This is a genomic window from Hamadaea tsunoensis DSM 44101, assembly GCF_000428945.1.
Taxonomy (GTDB): Bacteria; Actinomycetota; Actinomycetes; order Mycobacteriales; family Micromonosporaceae; genus Hamadaea; species Hamadaea tsunoensis.
In genome coordinates this window covers 12,843-31,451 of record NZ_AUAX01000024.1, presented here as the reverse complement: position 1 = coordinate 31,451, position 18,609 = coordinate 12,843, and the positions used below count along the sequence as shown (strand labels likewise).

The following is an 18,609-nucleotide window of genomic DNA, read 5'->3' as shown; positions in this document are numbered from 1 at the left end:
GAGCGGACGGGCGGGCGCTGGCGAAAACGGCGTCGGGCACGCCGTCATCCTATTGGTGTGAGCGAGCACACAGTCGGCCCATAACCTCATCTACACGGGCGTTGCGGCGAAGGTGGTGCCTCTCTTATCGGGAGGGGTTGCGGCGTGTGCTAAGGCGCACGGTAAGCTGTTCAGTGCACTTGCGCGCTGCGTGCCTCAGTAGGGAGCAGGTTCGCGGTCGTCGATATCGGTGATCATCGCTACATCCGGTTTCCGCCGGATGCGACGGTCGTCCTCGATGCCGGCGGCGGGCGCGGCGGTGCGGCTGGGCAACCAGACGTCTGTCACCACGACGACCATCCGACCGGAGCAACAGTCCACATGACGAGCAGCATCGAGGCCACCTCGAGCGTCACCAAGGTCATCACCCACGACGATCTCGGTTCTGAGGAGGCATTCCTCGCCGCGATCGACGAGACCATCAAGTACTTCAACGACGGCGACATTGTCGAAGGCACCGTCGTCAAGGTCGATCGGGACGAGGTCCTGCTCGACATCGGCTACAAGACCGAGGGCGTCATCCCCTCGCGCGAGTTGTCGATCAAGCACGACGTTGACCCTTCCGAGGTCGTCACGGTTGGTGACCACATCGAGGCCCTTGTTCTCCAGAAGGAGGACAAGGAGGGGCGTCTGATCCTGTCGAAGAAGCGCGCGCAGTACGAGCGGGCGTGGGGCACGATCGAGAAGATCAAGGACGAGGACGGCGTCGTTCGGGGTTCGGTCATCGAGGTCGTCAAGGGTGGTCTCATCCTGGACATCGGCCTGCGGGGCTTCCTCCCGGCGTCGCTGGTCGAGATGCGCCGTGTGCGCGACCTCCAGCCGTACGTCGGCCGGGAGCTCGAGGCGAAGATCATCGAGCTGGACAAGAACCGCAACAACGTGGTCCTGTCCCGCCGGGCGTACCTGGAGCAGACGCAGTCCGAGGTCCGTACCGAGTTCCTCAACAAGCTCGGCAAGGGCCAGGTCCGCAAGGGCGTCGTCTCCTCGATCGTCAACTTCGGCGCGTTCGTGGACCTCGGCGGTGTCGACGGTCTGGTGCACGTCTCCGAGCTGTCCTGGAAGCACATCGACCACCCGTCCGAGGTCGTCGAGGTGGGCCAGGAGGTCGAGGTCGAGGTCCTGGACGTCGACCTGGACCGCGAGCGGGTCTCGCTGTCGCTCAAGGCGACGCAGGAGGACCCGTGGCGCCAGTTCGCGCGTACGCACGCGATCAACAACATCGTGCCCGGTAAGGTCACCAAGCTGGTTCCGTTCGGTGCGTTCGTGCGCGTCGAGGACGGCATCGAGGGCCTGGTGCACATCTCCGAGCTGGCCGAGCGCCACGTGGAGATCCCGGAGCAGGTCGTCCAGGTCGGCAGCGACGTCATGGTCAAGGTCATCGACATCGACCTGGAGCGTCGCCGCATCTCGCTGTCGCTGAAGCAGGCCAACGAGGGCTTCGTCGAGGGCGAGGAGCACTTCGACCCGACCCTCTACGGCATGTCGGCCACGTACGACAACGAGGGCAACTACATCTACCCCGAGGGCTTCGACCCGGAGACGGGTGAGTGGCTCGAGGGTTACGACAAGCAGCGCGAAACCTGGGAGACGCAGTACGCCGAGGCGCGCCAGCGCTGGGAGGCCCACACCAAGCAGGTGCAGACCTCTCGCGCCGCCGACGCGGCCGCCGCGACGGAGGCCCCGGTGGGCAACGTCTCGACGTCGACCCCCGTCAAGGCGACCGAGGAGCCCACGGGCACCCTGGCCACCGACGAGGCGCTCGCCGCGCTGAAGGAGAAGCTGGCCGGCGGCAAGTGACCCGCTGAACAGTCGCAACGAGGCCCGTCCCCGGAAGGGGGCGGGCCTCGCCTTGTCCGCGAAGAATCGCTACGGAACACGCACCCGCTACGGGAGCAGCATCGTCGCCACCGCGACGACACCGCGGGCGGCCGCCGCGAAGCTGACCGCCGCCACCGCGGCACAGACGATCAACGTCACCGTGAACGCGGCCGGCGAGACCAGGTGCGTCGACCCGCGCCGGCCGTGCCGGGGGCCCGCCCACTGCCGGGGCCGCGGGCCTATGCGGAAGGGCACCGATCCCGGTCTGCCCTGCCGATGCCTTCCCCGCGCGTACGCCACGAAATGAACTTTATGTCGGATTAGCCGGAAGCGATTGCCGCCACGCCGCCCCGCGCGGACCTGGGTAGGGTGTGTCCATGCTGTTCGTGGGGCTGACCGGAGGTATCGGGTCGGGCAAGAGCGCCGTGGCGGCGCGCCTGGCCGAGCTGGGAGCGGTCGTGCTGGACTCCGACCGGATCGCGCGCGAGGTCGTCGAGCCCGGCACCGACGGGTACGCGGCGGTCGTGGCGGAGTTCGGCCCGGGTGTGCTCGGCGCGGACGGCGGCATCGACCGGGCGGCCTTGGCGCGCAAGGTTTTCGGTGACGCCGAGGCGCGGCGCCGGCTGGAGGCGGTGATCCATCCACGGGTGGCCCAGCGGATCGCCGAGCTGACCGCCGCGGTGCCGCCGGGTACGGTCGTCGTCAACGACGTGCCGCTGCTCGTCGAGGCGAAGCTCGCCGGGCGCTACCAGTTCGTCGTGGTGGTCCTCGCCGACGAGACCACCCGGATCGAGCGCCTGATCCGCACCCGCGGCATGACCGCGGACGAGGCCCGTGCCCGGATCGCCGCCCAGGCCACCGACGAGCAGCGCCGGGCCGTGGCCGACGTGGTCATCCCCAACGACGGTACGCTCGCCGACCTGCACTCCACTGTGGACGACGTCTGGGAACGGGAGCTCAGGCCACGCGCGCGGGCAGCGTAGGCAGCTTCGACCCGATCGCGAGGTCGAGCTGGGCGAAGCCGACCCGCGTACGCAGTTCGATGCGGTGCACGACCCCGAACGCGTCGACCCAGTAGCGCATCAGGGCCGTGCCCGCCGGCGTGGCCCGGTCGCCCGGCGAGTGGATCTCGAACACGCCGACCGTCCGGCCGTCGAGCTTGTCGACCCGCAGCCGGTACGCCCGGTCCAGCAGATCCTTCGGGTCGTCGGCCGCGTTCAGCCCGATCGACAGCGCCTCGTGCAGCAGGACGTCGAGATCCGTGGCCGGGGCGGTGACGCCGAGGTCCTCCCAGGCGCGTACCTCCCAGGCGCCCCGGGGTGCGGGCAGCGGCGGCTTGACCAGGCTCCCCGCCGCCCGCAACGAGATCTTCGTGTGGCCCGCGTGCACGAGCGCGTTCAGCTTCGAGTCGTCCTCGTTGTGCGCCAACGCGTACGCGACCCCCGCCCGCCAGTCCAGCCAGCCTTCGGCGAGCACCATCCCGGACGGGGCGAGCGGCATCGTGATCGACATCGTCCCGCCCCGGGCGGACAGCGTACGGCGGCGCATCATCGACAGCGCCCTCGCCTCGACGGAGGTGACCTTCCGAGGGCTGATCCGCGCGCCGCCCAGAGCCGCGATCGGCACCGGAACGGGCTGCGCGGACCGGTCGAAGTCCACCCGCGCGGAGACGGTGTCGGACAGCAGGGTCTCCAGGCGCTGCAACCGGGACTGTCCGTCCACCCAGTACGCGACCGCACCGCCGTGGGCACGCAGCTCGTTCGGCCCGGGGCTGCTCGAAGTCAGGCCGGGCTTCGGAGTCGAACCGGGCTTCGGGCTGGTGCCCGCCTTCGGAGTCGTGCTCGCCTTCGGGCTGGTGCTCGCTGTGGGGGACGCGGCGAGTAGTTCGTTGTGCGCGGGGGCGAGGACGCCGCCCGAGGCCGAGGGGACCGGCTGGGGCATCAGCGCCGGTCCCATCAGCACCTCTACCGCGGTGCCCTGGTAGCTGTCGTGGCGGATCCAGCGGGAATCCGTCCGCTGCAGCAGTCCCGGGTCGTCCGGACGGTTCGCCGCGAGCGCGAACAGCAACTGCACCAGCGAGTCCATCGGATCGGGCTTGTCGGGCAGCGGCAGGCCGAGCGGGCGTACGCGCCAGTTGTCGGCCGGGGCCACGGCCGGCGGCATCGTCCCAGGCGGCGGTGGCGTGGCGGACGGGTGCGGGTCGGACCGGATCGCCATCAGGCCCGGTTCGGCCTGGATGAGCAGCGCCGCCATCCCCGCCCGCGCGTCCGTGCGCACGTACAGCAGCGGCTGCCGCCAGTCGACCCAGCCGGTGAACCGTATCTGCTTCGTGGCGTCGCCGACCTGGCCCCGAATTCCCACGCGGCCGTCGGAGTAGTCGCGTACGCGTACCCGGGCCAGCCGGTCGGCCTCGACGGCGTTGAGCGGCCTCGGCTGCTCGGCCGCCGCCGGCTTCGGCGGAGAGCAGGCGCTGATGCCCTGGGTCAGGCCCAGCAGGGCACCCACGGCGAGACATCCGGCCGTCATGATCGAGGCGAACCGGCGGCGGCGGTTGGGGCGGGCGGACTCCACGGCATGCAGAACTGCGGGGGCGGGTGGCGGGTGACGGCCCTGTCGCATTTACGGCGTTTCCGGGCACTCGATCGTTCCCTGGCACACGGGTCGAAACGTTCCCCGACGCACGGGTCGGAACATTGCCCGACACACGGGTCGAAAGTGGAACAAAACGCATAAGGACGCCCGCGGCGGCGGGTCTGCGCGCGTGAGCGCGCGACCACGTGGGTGCGCTCACCAGGGCGCGACGCCCATCGCCGGTTTGGGTCAGCGACGGTCGTCGTGGCGGGAGCAGCGACCCCGCACCGAGGGGACCGGCCGGTGTGGAGGTCCGGTCACAGCCTCGGTCGGCCGCCGCGAGCGGCCTACGGGATTGACGGTACCCGGATGGATCGCGTCACACAATCGCAATATTCGGCCCGGATCCGGCCCTACAGGGCGTTGTCGGCGGAGGTTGTCATACCCACGGGCTAGGTTGGGCTCATGGCTCTGGAGATTCCGCGGCTGGACGGCGAGTTCCGCGTCATCAGCGATTACGTCCCCTCCGGCGACCAGCCGACCGCGATCGCGGAGCTGGAGCGCCGGGTGCGGGCCGGCGAGAAGCACGTCGTCCTCATGGGTGCCACCGGCACGGGCAAGAGCGCCACCACGGCCTGGCTGATCGAGCGCCTGCAGCGCCCGACGCTGGTGCTCGCCCCCAACAAGACGCTGTGCGCCCAGCTCGCCAAGGAGTTCCGCGAGCTGCTGCCGAACAACGCGGTCGAGTACTTCGTGAGCTACTACGACTACTACCAGCCCGAGGCGTACATCCCGCAGACGGACACCTACATCGAGAAGGACTCCTCGATCAACGAGGAGGTCGAGCGGCTGCGCCACTCGGCGACCATGTCCCTGCTGACCCGCCGGGACGTCGTCGTCGTGGCGACCGTCAGCGCGATCTACGGCCTCGGAACGCCGCAGGAATACCTGGAGCGGGCGGTCAAGGTCAAGGTCGGCGACGAGGTCGACCGGGACAAGCTGCTGCGCCAGCTGGTCGACATCCAGTACAGCCGCAACGACCTGGCGTTCAACCGGGGGACGTTCCGCGTCCGCGGGGACACGCTGGAGATCATTCCGGCCTACGAGGAGCTGGCGGTCCGCGTCGAACTGTTCGGCGACGAGGTCGAGAAGCTGTCCTACCTGCACCCGCTGACCGGCGACGTCGTGAAGGAGGTCGACCAGCTGCTGGTCTTCCCGGCCACGCACTACACCGCCGGCCCGGAGCGGATGGAACGCGCGCTGGCCGGCATCGAGAAGGAGCTGGAGGACCGGCTCGCCGAGCTCGACCGGCAGGGCAAGCTGCTGGAGGCGCAGCGGCTGCGGATGCGGACCACCTACGACATCGAGATGATGCGCCAGGTCGGGTTCTGCTCCGGCATCGAGAACTACTCGCGGCACATCGACTACCGCGAGGCCGGCAGCCCGCCGCACTGCCTCCTCGACTACTTCCCGGACGACTTCCTGACCGTCGTCGACGAGTCGCACAACACCGTCCCCCAGATCGGCGGCATGTACGAGGGCGACGCCTCGCGCAAGCGCGTACTGGTGGAGCACGGTTTCCGGCTGCCGTCCGCGATGGACAACCGGCCGCTGCGCTTCGACGAGTTCCTGGAGCGGGTCGGTCAGCAGGTGTTCCTGTCGGCCACCCCCGGCCCGTGGGAGCTGCGCCAGTCCGGCGGCGAGTTCGTCGAGCAGGTCATCCGGCCGACCGGCCTGGTCGACCCCCAGGTCGTCATCAAGCCGACCAAGGGCCAGATCGACGATCTCATGCACGAGATCGGGCTGCGTACCGAGCGGGACGAGCGGGTGCTGGTCACGACGCTGACGAAGAAGATGGCCGAGGACCTCACCGACTACCTCCTCGAGCACGGCATCCGCGTGCGCTACCTGCACTCCGAAGTGGACACCCTGCGCCGGGTCGAGCTGCTCAAGGAGCTGCGCAAGGGCGACTTCGACGTGCTCGTCGGCATCAACCTGCTGCGGGAAGGGCTCGACCTGCCGGAGGTCTCGCTCGTGGCGATCCTCGACGCGGACAAGGAAGGCTTCCTGCGTTCGGGGACGTCGCTCGTGCAGACCATCGGCCGCGCCGCGCGTAACGTCTCCGGCGAGGTCCACATGTACGCCGACAAGATCACACCGTCGATGGCCAAGGCCATCGAGGAGACCGACCGGCGGCGGGCGAAGCAGATCGCGCACAACGAGGCACACGGCATCGACCCGCAGCCGCTGCGCAAGCGCATCCACGACATCCTCGACGACATCTACCGCGAGGCGGAGGAGACCGACGCCGTGCTCGGTTCGACCCCGGTCGGCGGCAGCGGCCGTGGCATGTCGCGCGGCAAGACGCCGACCCCGACCGGTTCGAGCCGCAAGTCCAGCGGGCACATCGAGGCCAAGACGCAGGGCATGGCGCGCGAGGAGCTGACCCGGCTCATCGGCGACCTGAACGAGCAGATGCTCGCGGCGGCCGGCGAACTCCAGTTCGAGCTGGCGGCCCGGATCCGGGACGAGATGCAGGAGCTGAAGAAGGAGCTGCGGGTGATGGACGCGGCCGCCTGAGACGCCGCCGCCCAACACACCGCAGCCCAACACACCGCAGCCTGAGAGGCCCGGCTATGCCGTGAGCTGCTTGACCGCCCATTGCGCGACGCGGTCGAGCAGCTCCGGCGGAGCGGCGTTCTCGGCGTGCCCGAAGCCCGCCTCGATCCACAGTTCCTTGGGCGGCTCGGCCGCGTCATAGAGCTGGTGCGCGTGCTCCACCGGGAAGTAGGCGTCGGCGTCCCCGTGCACCACGAGCAGAGGGGCCGGCGCGATCCGTCCGGACACCTCGAACGGCGCCTCGGGGACCGGGTCCCAGGCGCCGCCCCCGGCGATCCGCGTACGCAGGAAGACCCGGGACACCATCCGGCCGACCGGGTTCTCGATGACGAGATGCACCCGGCGCATGGGCGGCGTTCCGCGGTAGTACCAGCGCGCCGGACCGCTGACGGCGACGGCAGCGGCGACTCCGCGTACGAGGGCGGCGTGGCGTACCACCACGGAGGCGCCCATCGAGAAGCCGACCGTGACGATCTTGTCGTAGCCCAGTTCGCGGGCCCAGCCGACGGCCGCCTCCAGGTCGTGGATCTCCAGGGCGCCGACGGTCGACCCGCCCGCCGACCGGCCGTGGCCGCGGAAGTCGAAGGTCACGACGCCGCCGTAGCGCGCGAACACGGCCGCCGCCCGCCGGGTCGCCGGCTTCCGCCAGGTGCCCGTGAATCCGTGGGCCACGACGAACGCGGTCCTCGCGGGTTCGACGGATTCAGTCCTCGCGGGTTCGACGGATTCGCCGGACGTGAGGCGACCGGCGCTGGGTGGGGAGAGCGGGGCGGGGCCGGGATCATGGTGCGCGTCGATCGCGACCCCGTCCGAAGTGATCAACCTCACGGGATGTGCCGTCCGGCTCAGAGGTCGGCGAAGTGCTCGACCGCCGGCGGCGCGGCGAAGTGCGGACCGATCAATGCCCGCCACTGGCCGAAGCGCTCCGACCCGCGGAAATTCTCCTCGTGCGCGGCCACCGTCGCCCACTCGACCAGCAGGACGAAACGGGACGGCGACTCCACGCCGCGGGTCATGCGTACCGACAGGAAGCCGTCGGTGGCCTCCAGCAGGTGCCGGGCCTGCGCGTACGCGGCCGCGAACGCGTCCTCCTGACCAGGGATGATCTCGAACTGGGCGATCTCCAGAACCATGGAGAAGATCCTGCCACGCCGATCTTCCGGCCCGGTTTCGCCCTGGGGCGTCTCATGAGCGACAATGGTGCTACAGAGAGGGGAGTATCCCCCCGCGATGGCCTCGTCAGCACGGCTCGCACAGAGGAGCCCGGTGTCATCGGTCGTGTGAACCCTGAGCGTAGGGCTCTCGCGGCGGGAGAGACCTCTGGGGCAAAATGCTGCCAACCGGAGGATTCTCTATGAACGTCACCACGCTGGAATGGGTCGTCACTCTCGTCGCGCTGGTAGCGCTGCTCGTGGTGGACCTCATGATCGTGGGGCGCCGCCCCCATGAACCCTCGATGCGCGAATCGTCGCTCTGGGTCGCCTTCTACGTCGGACTCGCCGCCCTCTTCGGCGTCTGGATCTACCTGCACGAAGGCAGCCAGTACGCAGGCGAGTTCTTCGCGGGCTGGCTGACCGAGTACAGCCTCTCCGTCGACAATCTCTTCGTCTTCGTGATCATCATGGCCCGGTTCGCGGTGCCCCGCGCGTACCAGCAGAAGGTTCTGCTCATCGGCATCGTGATAGCGCTGGTGATGCGCGGCGCGTTCATCGCCGCCGGCGCCGCGGTCGTGAGCCGGTTCTCCTGGGTCTTCTACTTCTTCGGGCTTTTCCTGGTCTACACCGCGATCACGCTGCTCAAGCACGGCGAGAACGACGAGAGTGACTACAAGGAGAACCTGATGATCCGGTGGGCCCGCCGGATCCTGCCGATGAGCAAGGAGTCCGACGGCGCCAAGCTGACCACGCGGGTCAACGGCAGGCGGCTGTTCACCCCGATGCTCATCGTCATGATCGCGATCGGCACCACCGACCTGATCTTCGCGCTCGACTCGATCCCCGCGATCTTCGGCCTCACCAAGGAGCCGTACCTGGTCTTCACCGCGAACGTCTTCGCGCTGATGGGCCTGCGCCAGCTGTACTTCCTCCTCGGCGGCCTGCTCAACCGGCTCGTCTACCTGTCCGTCGGGCTCGCCGCGGTCCTCGCGTTCATCGGCGTCAAGCTCTTCCTGGAGGCGCTCGCCACGAACAGCCTCCCGTTCATCAACGGCGGCGAACCGGTGGGCTGGGCCCCGCACATCCCGATCTGGCTGTCGCTCGCGGTGATCATCGGGACGCTGCTGGTGGCGACGATCGCCAGCCTGGTGAAGTCCAGCCGGGACCGCTCGTTACAGACATCCAAAGCGTAGGGATCCTTTAGGATCTTTTGTCCCGGGTCCGTCGATCTCACTTCCGCTCCTCCCGCGGGAGACCGCTCCGGCCCCGCCAAACCCGGGCGGGGCCTCCACTGCCAGCACAGTGGGGCGAAGCATCCTTCGCCGCGGTCTGGTCACCGTTTTCACCGCACCGACCTGCGGAGAGGTGGGTCAGGGGCGGTGGGTGGAGACCAGGGTGGCGGCGCGGTCGCCGGTCAGCTCCTCGATGACCACCTCGCCCTTGGCCGAGCAGGCGTGCAGCATCACCCGGCGGTCGCCGCGCGGGGCGGCGGCCACGAAGCCGACGTGGTGTACGCGTTCCCCGGGCCGGGCGAAGAAGTAGAGGTCGCCGGGCTTCTCCTCGCCGAACTCCAGCGGCTGGGTCGCGGCCGCCTGGTTGTACGCGTCGCGCGGCAGCGTCACGCCGTGCCGGCGGAAGGAGAGGTGCACGAGGCCGGAGCAGTCGATGCCGAACGGCGACAGCCCACCCCACACGTACGCGACTTCGCGCATCATCGTGGCCGTCTTGAGGACGTCGCGGGGGCGTACCGGGCCGGACGGGGTGCGGGACAGGTCGAGAGTGCGCGCCCAGAGGGGTTCGTCGAAACCGGGTACGCACACCGCCGACCAGCCGTCCGCGGCGTTGCTCCGGCGCCGGGCGGCCATCGGGTGGCCGGTCGCGGGGCGGAGATGCGTACCGAGGACGACGGAGGGGAGCACGAGGTCGCCGTCGGGGGCGTCGCGCAGCGTGGTCGCGGTCACCGCCACGACGAAGTCCGGGCCTTCCGGCGACGATGCAGCCGACGACGATGCAGCCGACGACGATGCAGCCGACGACGATGCAGCCGACGAGGAGACCGCCGGCGACGGGGCGAGCTGGTGGGTCGGGAGCCAGCCGGGATAGCCGCGGGTGTCCAGGTCGGTCGCGGGCTGCCCGGTCACCACGACCCGGGACCAGCCGTCGCGCTCCTCCTCGACGACGACGTGCTCGCCGAGCAGCGCCTGCGTGACGACGGCGGGACGCATCCGTTCCTTGTCGTCGAGGCCGGCGACCCAGCGGCGGACGTCGGTGACGGCGGCGAGCGCCGGTTCGTCGGCCGGCCGGTCGCCGGTGGGCTGCCGGAAGAGGGTGGCGGTGGCCACTCGGACGGACGCGTTCACAGCTCGACCCCCAGACCCGGCCCCTCCGGCAGGACGATCTCGGCGCCCTCGTATCTCAGGCCGCCGGTGACGGGCGAGGACTCCAGCCACCAGGCGGCGTCGAGGTCCGGCACGGCGGTCGTCGGGTACGCGGCCACCAGCGCGGCCGCCGCCCCGATGCCGATCGGGGACTCCATCATGGAGCCGACGACCGTCCCGAGGTCGTGGGCGCGGGCGAGTTCCAGCAGCGTACGCGCGTTCGTCAGGCCGCCGCACTTGGCCAGCTTGACGTTGACCAGGTCGGCCGCGCGGCGCCGGATGATCTCGACGAGGTCGCGTACGGAGAACAGGGACTCGTCGGCCATGATCGGCGTCTCGACGCGGTCGCTGACCCAGGCCAGGCCCTCGATGTCCCAGTGCGGTACCGGCTGTTCGACGAACTCGACGCCGAGGGCGGCGTTCTCCAGGCCGTGGATGATGCGTACCGCTTCGCGGGCGGACCAGCCCTGGTTGGCGTCGAGCCGGATGGTGACGTCGGGTCCGGCGGCGTCCCGGACGGCGGCGATGCGGGCCAGGTCCCCGGCCGCGTCGGTGCCCACCTTGAGTTTCAGGGTCGTGAAGCCCTCGGCGACCCGCTCCTTCGCGGCCGACCGCAACGCCTCCACCTCGCCGGCCGCGATCGTCACGTCGGTGCGTACGCGCGAACCGGTGCCGCCGAGCAGGCGTACCAGGGAGATGTTCCGGCGGCGCGCGGCGAGGTCGTGCAGCGCGATGTCGACGGCCATCTTGGCGGCCTGGTTGTCGCGGACCGCGCGTTCGACGCGGCGGGTGAGCGCGACGGTGTCGTCGGGGTCGGCGCCGGTGAGCAGCGGGCGCAGAACGGCCTCGACGCAGGCCTGGGCGCCGGCGATGTTGTCGCCGGTGACCTGCCAGACCCCGGGCGCCTCGCCGTAGCCGTGCCGCCCGTCCTCGTCGACGAGCTCGACGATCAGGCTTTCCGTGTGCGTCGTACGCCGGAGCGCCGTGACGAACGGGGTGTGCAGGGGGGCGACGAGGCGGTGCGTGCGCACTTCAGAGATCGGCACGGGGGCCAGCCTATGTGAAGGCTTTTCGGTCGCGCCAGGCCGCCTCGGCGATCCTTGCCACGAGAGCGGCCCCTTCGGCCTCGCCGAGATCGGTGGAGGTGCAGATCACGAGGGTGAAGGGCGGCTCGTCGTCGGGGAGCACCACCGCGGCGCCGTGTCGTACACCCGTCACCCAGCCGTTCTTTGCGGCCACCGGCGTGCCCTCGGGCAGGCCGGCCGGCAGGTCGTCGCGGTACTCCTGGGCGAGCAGGATGCGCAGCATCGCGTCGCAGCTCTCCGTGGTCGCGATGTCGTGCCGGGCGAGCGCCGAGAACAGCGCGGCCAGGTCCGCGGCGGTCACCGTGTTGGTCACCCCGGCCTCGCGCGCCGCCGCGTCCTCGATGCCGCGGCCGGTCACCGACCGCTTCGCGCCGACCGCCCGCCACACCTCGTTGACCCCGGCCGTCCCGCCCAGCTGCTCGATCACCAGGTTCGTGGCCAGATTGCTGGAGCGCACGATCATGCGCTCGATCAGCCAGCCCAGGTCGGCCCGCCCGCCGATCCGGCTGGTCACCGCCTCGTCGTTGTCGTCGTCGGCGTCGATGGCGTACGCGGGGGCGCCCGGGTGGGCCGACGTGAACCGGTTGACGATGTCGACCTGGGCACCGAGGTCGAGCTCGTCGCGCTCGGCGGCCCGGAAGGCGGCCGCCATGACGGCGACCTTCATCGTGCTCGCCGCGTAGTGCCCGGCATCCTCGTTCCACGCGTACGCCGGGGGGCCGTCGATCGGACCGGCCCATATGGACACGGTTCCGCCGGTGCTGGTCAGGGCTTCGAGGTCGGGGCGGAGGGCGTCGAGCGCGCGCGTCATGCCCCGGACGCTACCCGAACCGCTGAGCTATTTCCCCCTGCGCGAATGAGTATCCGAACCCTTTTGGCGCACTTGGGGTACGCGGGTAGGTTCAACCGGGTCCGCCGGTATTTCCCCCGTTCCGGCGGCACGGGGAGGCGTACGTGAACAGCAGGAACGGATTGGTCATCTCGATCGCTGCGCTGGTCGCCGGGGCGAGCCTGGTCGGCCTGGCCGCCTTCGGCTTCTCCGGTAAGCCTGATCCGGTGGCGGTGGTGGGCCCGTCGCCGTCCGCCTCGGCGGTGCCTCCGTCGATCGAGGCCGCCGTCCTGCCCTCGGCGTCGACGGCGAAGTCGCCGTCGGTGAAGCCGAGCGCCTCGCGCAAGCCGAGTCCGAAGCCGACGCCGAGCCGCAAGCCGGTCACGGTCACGCAGCCGCCGCCCAAGCCGAAGGCGTCACCGCTGCCGAGCGGCGTGAAGTGCCCGTACCACGCCGGGACCGACGCCGCCAAGACGGACGTACGCGCCGCCCTCGACACCGCGGCCGCGAAGTCGTTCTGGCCCGGCACCGCCGTCGACCTCACCCCGCAGCTGCTCAAGGCGATCGCGTGGCAGGAGAGCGGCTGGCAGTCGACCATCATGGCCTGCGACGGCGGGATCGGCACGATGCAGGTCATGCCGAACACGGCCACCTGGATGAACCAGAAGTTCGGCACCGACTACGACGTGAAGACGCTGTCCGGCAACACGATGATCGGGGCGGCGTACCTGCAGTGGCTGGTGAAGTACTTCGGGGACGTGTACTTCGACAGCGACTACTCGCTCAGCGCGGACGACTGCGTCAGCGGTGACCCGGCGGTGCCGAACTACAAGACTCCATGCCTGCTCAACGCGGTGATCGCCAGCTACAACTACGGGTACGGGGCGGTCGACACCGACGCCGGGATCAAGATTCCCAACCCGTCGTACGTGAGCAGCGTGCGGGCGCTGATGGTCAACTGCACGTGCTTCGGGATCTGAGGCGGTAGCATCCCGCTGATCTTTCCCCTCGCTCCCCGGTAGGCCCCCTCATGACCGACCTGTTCCCGCCGAACCTCTCCCAGCGTCCGGGCGCGTACCCGGTGGCGCCGCCCGTGCCCGGGCTCGTCTGCCGGTTCTGCGGCAACGGGCCCGCCGCGCAGACCACGTTCCGCAAGCACACCGGGATGATCCTGGTGATGCGGTTCGCGTCGGTCACCGGACCGTTCTGCCGCGACTGCGGCCTGTACGCCTTCCGCTCCACCACGGCCCACACGCTGCTCGCCGGCTGGTGGGGGTACGCGTCGATGGTGATCGCCCCGGTCACCATCCTGATCAACCTGTTCCGGCGCTCGACGGTGGCGAACCTGCCCGCGGCGCAGCCGATGCCGGGCGGTCGCGCGCCGGCCGATCCGGGCAAGCCGCTGTACCAGCGTCCGGCGATCCTGGGCGTCCTCCTGCCCGTCCTGGTCATCGGGTTGATCGTCCTGGCGGCGTCGACCGACGCCAACGACCCGTACTCGCCGTACGAGCAGAGTCCGGTGATCACGAGTACGCCGGTCATCACCGGTTCGGGGATCCCGTCGGTCGAGGACGTCATCAACGGCCTGGCGGGCAAGTGCGTGAACCGCGGCGGCGGCCGGTTGACCGAAGTGGACTGCGCCGGCCCGCATGACGCCGAGGTCGTCGCCGTCACGGACGGGGCGTCGTGTCACGGAACGCCGCTGCCGTCCCGGAAGTACGGCGTTCTCTGCATCCAGAACGCTCAGTAGATCCAGAAGGCGCAGTAGATCCAGAAAGCGCAGTAGCCGGGCTGGACAAGCGAAAGGGCGGGTGCCGACCGGCACCCGCCCTTCTGCGTCTGCTCCGGGCAGATCAGCTGGCGTGCTTGCGGCGGGCCGTCTCGCGGGCCCGCTGCGTCTGGTCCAGCACCACCTTGCGGATGCGTACGGCCACCGGCGTCACCTCGACGCACTCGTCCTCGCGGCAGAACTCGAGGGCCTGCTCCAGCGACAGCTTGCGCGGCGGGATCAGCTTCTCGGTCTCGTCCGACGTGGACGCGCGCATGTTGGTGAGCTTCTTCTCCTTGGTGATGTTCACGTCCATGTCGTCCGAGCGCGAGTTCTCACCGACGATCATGCCCTCGTAGACCTCGGTGCCGGGGTCGACGAACAGCGTGCCGCGCTCCTGCAGGTTGGTCATCGCGAAGGCGGTCACCGGGCCGGACCGGTCGGCCACGAGCGAGCCGTTGTTGCGCGTACGCAGCTCGCCGAACCAGGGCTCGTACTTCTCGAAGACGTGGTGCAGGATGCCGGTGCCGCGGGTGTCGGTGAGGAACTCGGTCCGGAAGCCGATCAGGCCGCGGGCCGGGACCAGCCACTCCATCCGGATCCAGCCGGTGCCGTGGTTGACCATCTGCTCCATGCGGCCCTTGCGGGTGGCCAGCAGCTGCGTGATCGCGCCGAGGTACTCGTCGGGAGCGTCGATGGTGAGGCGCTCGACCGGCTCGTGGACCCGGCCGTCGATCTCCTTGGTGACGACCTGCGGCTTGCCCACCGTCAGCTCGTAGGACTCGCGGCGCATCTGCTCGACGAGGATGGCCAGGGCCAGCTCGCCGCGGCCCTGCACCTCCCAGGTGTCGGGGCGCTCGGTCGGCAGGACCCGCAGCGAGACGTTGCCGACCAGCTCCTTCTCCAGGCGGTCCTTGACCATGCGGGCGGTGACCTTGCTCCCCTTGGCCCGGCCGACCAGCGGCGAGGAGTTGGTGCCGATGGTCATCGAGATGGCCGGCTCGTCGACCGTGATCAGCGGCAGCGCGATCGGGTTCTCGGCGTCGGCCAGGGTCTCACCGATCATGATCTCCGGGATGCCGGCGACCGCGATGATGTCGCCCGGGCCCGCCTGCTCGGCCGGCTTGCGCTCCAGGCCGTCGGTCATGAGCAGTTCGGAGATGCGTACGCGCTCCGTGGTGCCGTCGGTCTTGCACCACATCACCGACTGGCCCTTGCGGATGACGCCCTCGCGGACGCGGCACAGCGCGAGCCGGCCGAGGAACGGTGAGGCGTCCAGGTTGGTGACGTGCGCCTGCAGCGGGGCGTTCTCGGTGTACGCCGGCGCCGGGATCGTGTCGAGCAGCGTCTGGAAGAGCGGCTGCAGGGTGTCCGAGTCGGTCGGGACCTTGCCGTCCTCGGGCTGGCTCAGCGAGGCGATGCCGTCGCGGGCGCAGGCGTAGACGATCGGGAAGTCGATCTGCGACTCGTCCGCGTCGAGGTCGAGGAAGAGCTCGTAGGTGTCGTCCACGACCTCCTTGATCCGCGCGTCCGGGCGGTCCACCTTGTTGATGACGAGGATGATCGGCAGCTTCGCCTTGAGCGCCTTGCGGAGCACGAAGCGGGTCTGCGGGAGCGGGCCCTCGGAGGCGTCCACGAGGAGCACGACACCGTCGACCATGGTCAGACCGCGCTCGACCTCACCGCCGAAGTCGGCGTGGCCCGGGGTGTCGATGATGTTGATCGTGATCGACTCGCCGGCGGCGTTCTGGTAGTGCACTGCGGTGTTCTTGGCGAGGATCGTGATGCCCTTTTCGCGCTCCAGATCCATGGAATCCATCACGCGGTCGGCCATCTCGCCGCGCGTGTGGATCGCACCGCCCTGCTTGAGCATGGCGTCGACGAGCGTTGTCTTGCCATGATCGACGTGGGCGACGATCGCGACGTTCCGGAGATCGGGGCGGGTCAGCATAGTGACCATTGTCGCGTGTCACCGGCCCCAAACCGGCATCGGGGTAGCCCTGAGCGGCGAACCTCACGTCCGGGGGTTCTCCGCGAATTCCGACGCCGTGTCGTATTCATCCGGTTACGCTGGGTATGCGATGAGTGCTCGCTTTACCGGCTTTCGAACCGGATGTCACGAGGAGGCCGTCATGCGGAACCACCGGCGGGCCTTCCGGGAACCGCGCCGCGCCCTCGTCCTGCCGGTCCTCGCGCTGCTGCTGAGCCCGTTCACGGCTCCCGGAAGCGCCGAAGCGGTTCCCGGGAACGCCGTAGCGGCCGCCGCCGGGCCCGTGGTCCGGTCCTCGATCGGGCTGAACGTGCGTACCGGGCCGGGGCTGTCGCACCCGGTCGTCCGGCGGGTGGCGAACCGGTCCGCGCTCGCCGTCGCCTGCCGGATGACCGGCCAGAACATCGTCGGCAGCCTGCGGACGACCGCCGCCTGGGACCGGCTCGCCGGCGGCGGGTTCGTCTCCGACGCCTTCGTGGCGTGGCCGCGCGGGCGTACGGCGCCGGACTGCGCGGACCTCGCGGGCACGGTCGCCGCCGGCATCGTGTCCGCGGGCATCGTGTCCGGCACGCCCGTCAACGTCCGCTCCGGGCCCGGCCTGCGCGCCGCCGTGGTCGGCCACCTCGCCCCCGGCGCGGGCGTCACGGTCACGTGCCGCGTGTGGGCCGAGAACATCGCCGGCGATCCCGTCTGGTACCGGCTCGGCGCCGGCCGCTACATCACCCAGGCCTACGTCCGCTGGACCGGGGGTACGCGTCCCTGGCTGCCCTGGTGCGGCCAGGCGCCCGCCGAGAACCCGCCCGCCACGCGAGCCGCCTTCATCGCCCGGGTCGCCGGCCCGGCCCGGGTGAGCCGGCAGCGGTTCGGCGTACCGGCGTCGGTGACGATCGCGCAGGCCATCCTGGAGTCGGGGTGGGGGAGCAGCCCGCTGACGGTCAAGGACCACGGCTACTTCGGCATGAAATGCTTCGGCGACCCCGGCAGGGTGGCCGTCGGCTGCTCGGCGTACGCGACGCGCGAATGCGCCGGCCGCGGGCATTGCTGGAACACGCGGGACGTGTTCCGGGCGTACCGGAACGCGACCGATTCGTTCGTGGACCACGGCCGGCTGCTGGCCCTCTACGACCGGTACGCGACCGCGATGAAGTACCGGAAGGCGCCCGAACGGTTCGCCCGGGAACTCCAGCGGGCCGGGTACGCGACCTCGCCGACCTACGCCGCCGCGCTGATCGGCATCATGCGGCAGTTCCAGCTGTACAAGTACGACTCCTAGCGGACGTACGTCGGGTTGTCGGCGACCCACTGCGGGACCGTGTCGTTCGCGACGGCTTGCCAGAGCTCCGGCGACTTCGTCTCGTCCGAGAGGACCACGCTCTCGCCGTCGATGGTCGGCGTACCGGCGGAGGGGTTCGTCACGAACGTGACGTCGGCGCTGGTGATCGAGCGCATCGCCCAGGCCGTGTCGAGCGGTGACAGGGTGTCGTCCACGGTGACGGCGCTGGCCGTGGCGCTGAGGAACGAGTGCAGCTTGGCCAGGTCGGTGACCGTGCCGGTGCTGACCGCCTTGTCCATGACGGCCTTGATCACCTGGTGCTGGTGCGCGATGCGGGTGAAGTCGCCGTCGGTGAACTGGTAGCGCTGGCGGGCGTAGTCGAGGGCGGTCGCGCCGTCCATGTGGGTCGTCTGCCCGTCGGCGTTCTTGACGAACTCGTGCTGCGTGTGGATCGAGGTGAACGTCTGGTCGACGTGGATGTCGATGCCGCCGAGCGCGTCCACGATCTCCTTGAAGCCGGAGAAGTCGATCAGCGCCACGTGGTCGATCCGCAGCCCGGTGAAGGACTGCACCGTACGCACCATCAGGTCGGCCCCGCCCTCGGCGAACGCGGAGTTGATTTTGTCCTTGCCGTGGTCGGGAATGTCCACGTAGGTGTCCCGGGGAATCGAGATCAGCTGGACGCTGCGGTGGTCGGCCGAGATGTGGGCCACCATGATCGTGTCCGTGCGCGAGCCGTCCGTCGTGTCGGGATTGCGGGAGTCGGAGCCGAGCAGCAGGATGTTCTGCGTACCGGCGGCGATGTTCTGCGGGCTGTTCTGCGGATCGGTCAGCGAGGCGACGCTGATCCGGTGGAGCTTGCTGTCGACGGAGTGGTAGTACGCCCACCCGCCCACCGCGGCCCCCGCCAGCAGGACGACGAGCACCAGCCCGGCGATGAGAGCGATCCGCCGGCCTCGCCGGCGCCGCGCAGGAGCCTCGTAGATCGTTCCCATGGCTTCACGCTAGCCGTGTATTCCCAGGTCAGCCATGAATGTCGGCTGGGAGAACGATTTACGGCACGAGTGCGAATCGTACTTCGTCCC

Annotated in this window: 16 protein-coding genes and 1 pseudogene; 7 read left to right on the top strand and 10 right to left on the bottom strand. The window is 69.9% G+C overall.

Going from position 1 to position 18,609, the window contains the following annotated elements; genetic code table 11:
• Positions 1-195: 195 nt before the first annotated feature.
• The gene (locus G401_RS58445; protein ID WP_281174215.1) at positions 196-327 is read right to left on the bottom strand and encodes a hypothetical protein; all 132 of its coding nucleotides are present in this window, start codon (positions 325-327) and stop codon (positions 196-198) included.
• A gap of 33 nt (positions 328-360) precedes the next feature.
• Between G401_RS58445 and rpsA the strand changes: the two genes are divergently transcribed.
• Entirely contained in the window at positions 361-1,836 is a 1,476-nt protein-coding gene (rpsA, locus tag G401_RS0129310) for a 30S ribosomal protein S1 (protein WP_027345283.1), read from the top strand.
• Positions 1,837-1,923: 87 nt separating this feature from the next.
• On the opposite strand, the gene G401_RS0129305 is transcribed toward rpsA, so the two are convergent.
• Positions 1,924-2,112, bottom strand: coding sequence for a hypothetical protein (locus G401_RS0129305; protein ID WP_027345282.1), 189 nt, complete (start codon positions 2,110-2,112; stop codon positions 1,924-1,926).
• A 122-nt stretch (positions 2,113-2,234) separates the two neighbouring features.
• Here G401_RS0129305 and coaE point away from each other — a divergent pair.
• A pseudogene (coaE, locus tag G401_RS49265) lies at positions 2,235-2,828 on the top strand (dephospho-CoA kinase); the annotation flags it as partial.
• Here coaE and G401_RS53490 read toward each other — a convergent pair.
• Entirely contained in the window at positions 2,815-4,428 is a 1,614-nt protein-coding gene (locus G401_RS53490; RefSeq protein WP_051367321.1) for a hypothetical protein, read from the bottom strand. The pseudogene coaE and the gene G401_RS53490 sit on opposite strands and share 14 nt — an antisense overlap.
• Positions 4,429-4,893: 465 nt before the next feature.
• Between G401_RS53490 and uvrB the strand changes: the two genes are divergently transcribed.
• Positions 4,894-7,008, top strand: a complete 2,115-nt coding sequence (gene uvrB, locus G401_RS0129290) for an excinuclease ABC subunit UvrB (protein WP_027345280.1) — start codon at positions 4,894-4,896, stop codon at positions 7,006-7,008.
• A gap of 54 nt (positions 7,009-7,062) precedes the next feature.
• Here uvrB and G401_RS0129285 read toward each other — a convergent pair whose 3' ends face one another.
• Complete coding sequence (locus G401_RS0129285; protein ID WP_084557736.1) at positions 7,063-7,875, bottom strand: alpha/beta hydrolase; 813 nt, start codon at positions 7,873-7,875, stop codon at positions 7,063-7,065.
• Positions 7,876-7,892: 17 nt separating this feature from the next.
• The gene (locus tag G401_RS0129280; protein WP_027345278.1) at positions 7,893-8,180 is read right to left on the bottom strand and encodes an antibiotic biosynthesis monooxygenase family protein; all 288 of its coding nucleotides are present in this window, start codon (positions 8,178-8,180) and stop codon (positions 7,893-7,895) included.
• Positions 8,181-8,401: 221 nt separating this feature from the next.
• On the opposite strand from G401_RS0129280, the gene G401_RS0129275 reads away from it, so the two are divergent.
• Positions 8,402-9,394, top strand: coding sequence for a TerC family protein (locus tag G401_RS0129275; protein ID WP_027345277.1), 993 nt, complete (start codon positions 8,402-8,404; stop codon positions 9,392-9,394).
• A 177-nt stretch (positions 9,395-9,571) separates the two neighbouring features.
• On the opposite strand, the gene G401_RS0129270 is transcribed toward G401_RS0129275, so the two are convergent.
• From G401_RS0129270 to G401_RS0129260, 3 genes are read right to left on the bottom strand one after another with little or no spacing between them, the layout of a single operon-like run.
• A complete protein-coding gene (locus G401_RS0129270; RefSeq protein WP_027345276.1) occupies positions 9,572-10,561 on the bottom strand; it encodes a C40 family peptidase in 990 nt (329 codons plus the stop codon).
• Positions 10,558-11,625 carry a mandelate racemase/muconate lactonizing enzyme family protein gene (locus G401_RS0129265; protein WP_027345275.1) on the bottom strand — a complete coding sequence of 356 codons (1,068 nt, stop codon included), beginning with the start codon at positions 11,623-11,625 and terminating at the stop codon, positions 10,558-10,560. The genes G401_RS0129270 and G401_RS0129265 overlap by 4 nt, the downstream gene beginning before the upstream one ends.
• Positions 11,626-11,635: 10 nt before the next feature.
• On the bottom strand, positions 11,636-12,475 hold the full coding sequence (locus G401_RS0129260) for a serine hydrolase (RefSeq protein WP_034593530.1): 840 nt from the start codon (positions 12,473-12,475) through the stop codon (positions 11,636-11,638).
• Positions 12,476-12,618: 143 nt separating this feature from the next.
• Between G401_RS0129260 and G401_RS0129255 the strand changes: the two genes are divergently transcribed.
• Positions 12,619-13,473, top strand: coding sequence for a transglycosylase SLT domain-containing protein (locus tag G401_RS0129255; protein WP_157546522.1), 855 nt, complete (start codon positions 12,619-12,621; stop codon positions 13,471-13,473).
• Between the two features lie 50 nt (positions 13,474-13,523).
• Positions 13,524-14,243 carry a hypothetical protein gene (locus G401_RS53485; protein WP_051367318.1) on the top strand — a complete coding sequence of 240 codons (720 nt, stop codon included), beginning with the start codon at positions 13,524-13,526 and terminating at the stop codon, positions 14,241-14,243.
• 103 nt (positions 14,244-14,346) lie between these two features.
• Here G401_RS53485 and typA read toward each other — a convergent pair whose 3' ends face one another.
• On the bottom strand, positions 14,347-16,212 hold the full coding sequence (typA, locus tag G401_RS0129245; protein ID WP_027345272.1) for a translational GTPase TypA: 1,866 nt from the start codon (positions 16,210-16,212) through the stop codon (positions 14,347-14,349).
• Between the two features lie 181 nt (positions 16,213-16,393).
• Here typA and gsmA point away from each other — a divergent pair, with 181 nt between their 5' ends.
• A complete protein-coding gene (gene gsmA / locus G401_RS53480; protein WP_051367317.1) occupies positions 16,394-17,524 on the top strand; it encodes a sporangiospore maturation cell wall hydrolase GsmA in 1,131 nt (376 codons plus the stop codon).
• Here the strand turns inward: gsmA and G401_RS49250 are convergent.
• A complete protein-coding gene (locus G401_RS49250) occupies positions 17,521-18,519 on the bottom strand; it encodes an LCP family protein (RefSeq protein WP_034593529.1) in 999 nt (332 codons plus the stop codon). The two genes, gsmA and G401_RS49250, sit on opposite strands and share 4 nt — an antisense overlap.
• Positions 18,520-18,609: the final 90 nt, after the last annotated feature.

What these genes read in the sequence shown, in the direction of transcription:
- rpsA (WP_027345283.1), top strand. Translation starts at nt 361, where the DNA reads ATGACGAGCAGCATCGAGGCCACCTCGAGCGTCACCAAGGTCATCACC.
- uvrB (WP_027345280.1), top strand. Translation starts at nt 4,894, where the DNA reads ATGGCTCTGGAGATTCCGCGGCTGGACGGCGAGTTCCGCGTCATCAGC.
- G401_RS0129280 (WP_027345278.1), bottom strand. Translation starts at nt 8,180, where the DNA reads ATGGTTCTGGAGATCGCCCAGTTCGAGATCATCCCTGGTCAGGAGGAC.
- G401_RS0129275 (WP_027345277.1), top strand. Translation starts at nt 8,402, where the DNA reads ATGAACGTCACCACGCTGGAATGGGTCGTCACTCTCGTCGCGCTGGTA.
- G401_RS0129260 (WP_034593530.1), bottom strand. Translation starts at nt 12,475, where the DNA reads ATGACGCGCGCGCTCGACGCCCTCCGCCCCGACCTCGAAGCCCTGACC.
- G401_RS53485 (WP_051367318.1), top strand. Translation starts at nt 13,524, where the DNA reads ATGACCGACCTGTTCCCGCCGAACCTCTCCCAGCGTCCGGGCGCGTAC.
- typA (WP_027345272.1), bottom strand. Translation starts at nt 16,212, where the DNA reads ATGCTGACCCGCCCCGATCTCCGGAACGTCGCGATCGTCGCCCACGTC.
- gsmA (WP_051367317.1), top strand. Translation starts at nt 16,394, where the DNA reads ATGCGGAACCACCGGCGGGCCTTCCGGGAACCGCGCCGCGCCCTCGTC.
- G401_RS49250 (WP_034593529.1), bottom strand. Translation starts at nt 18,519, where the DNA reads ATGGGAACGATCTACGAGGCTCCTGCGCGGCGCCGGCGAGGCCGGCGG.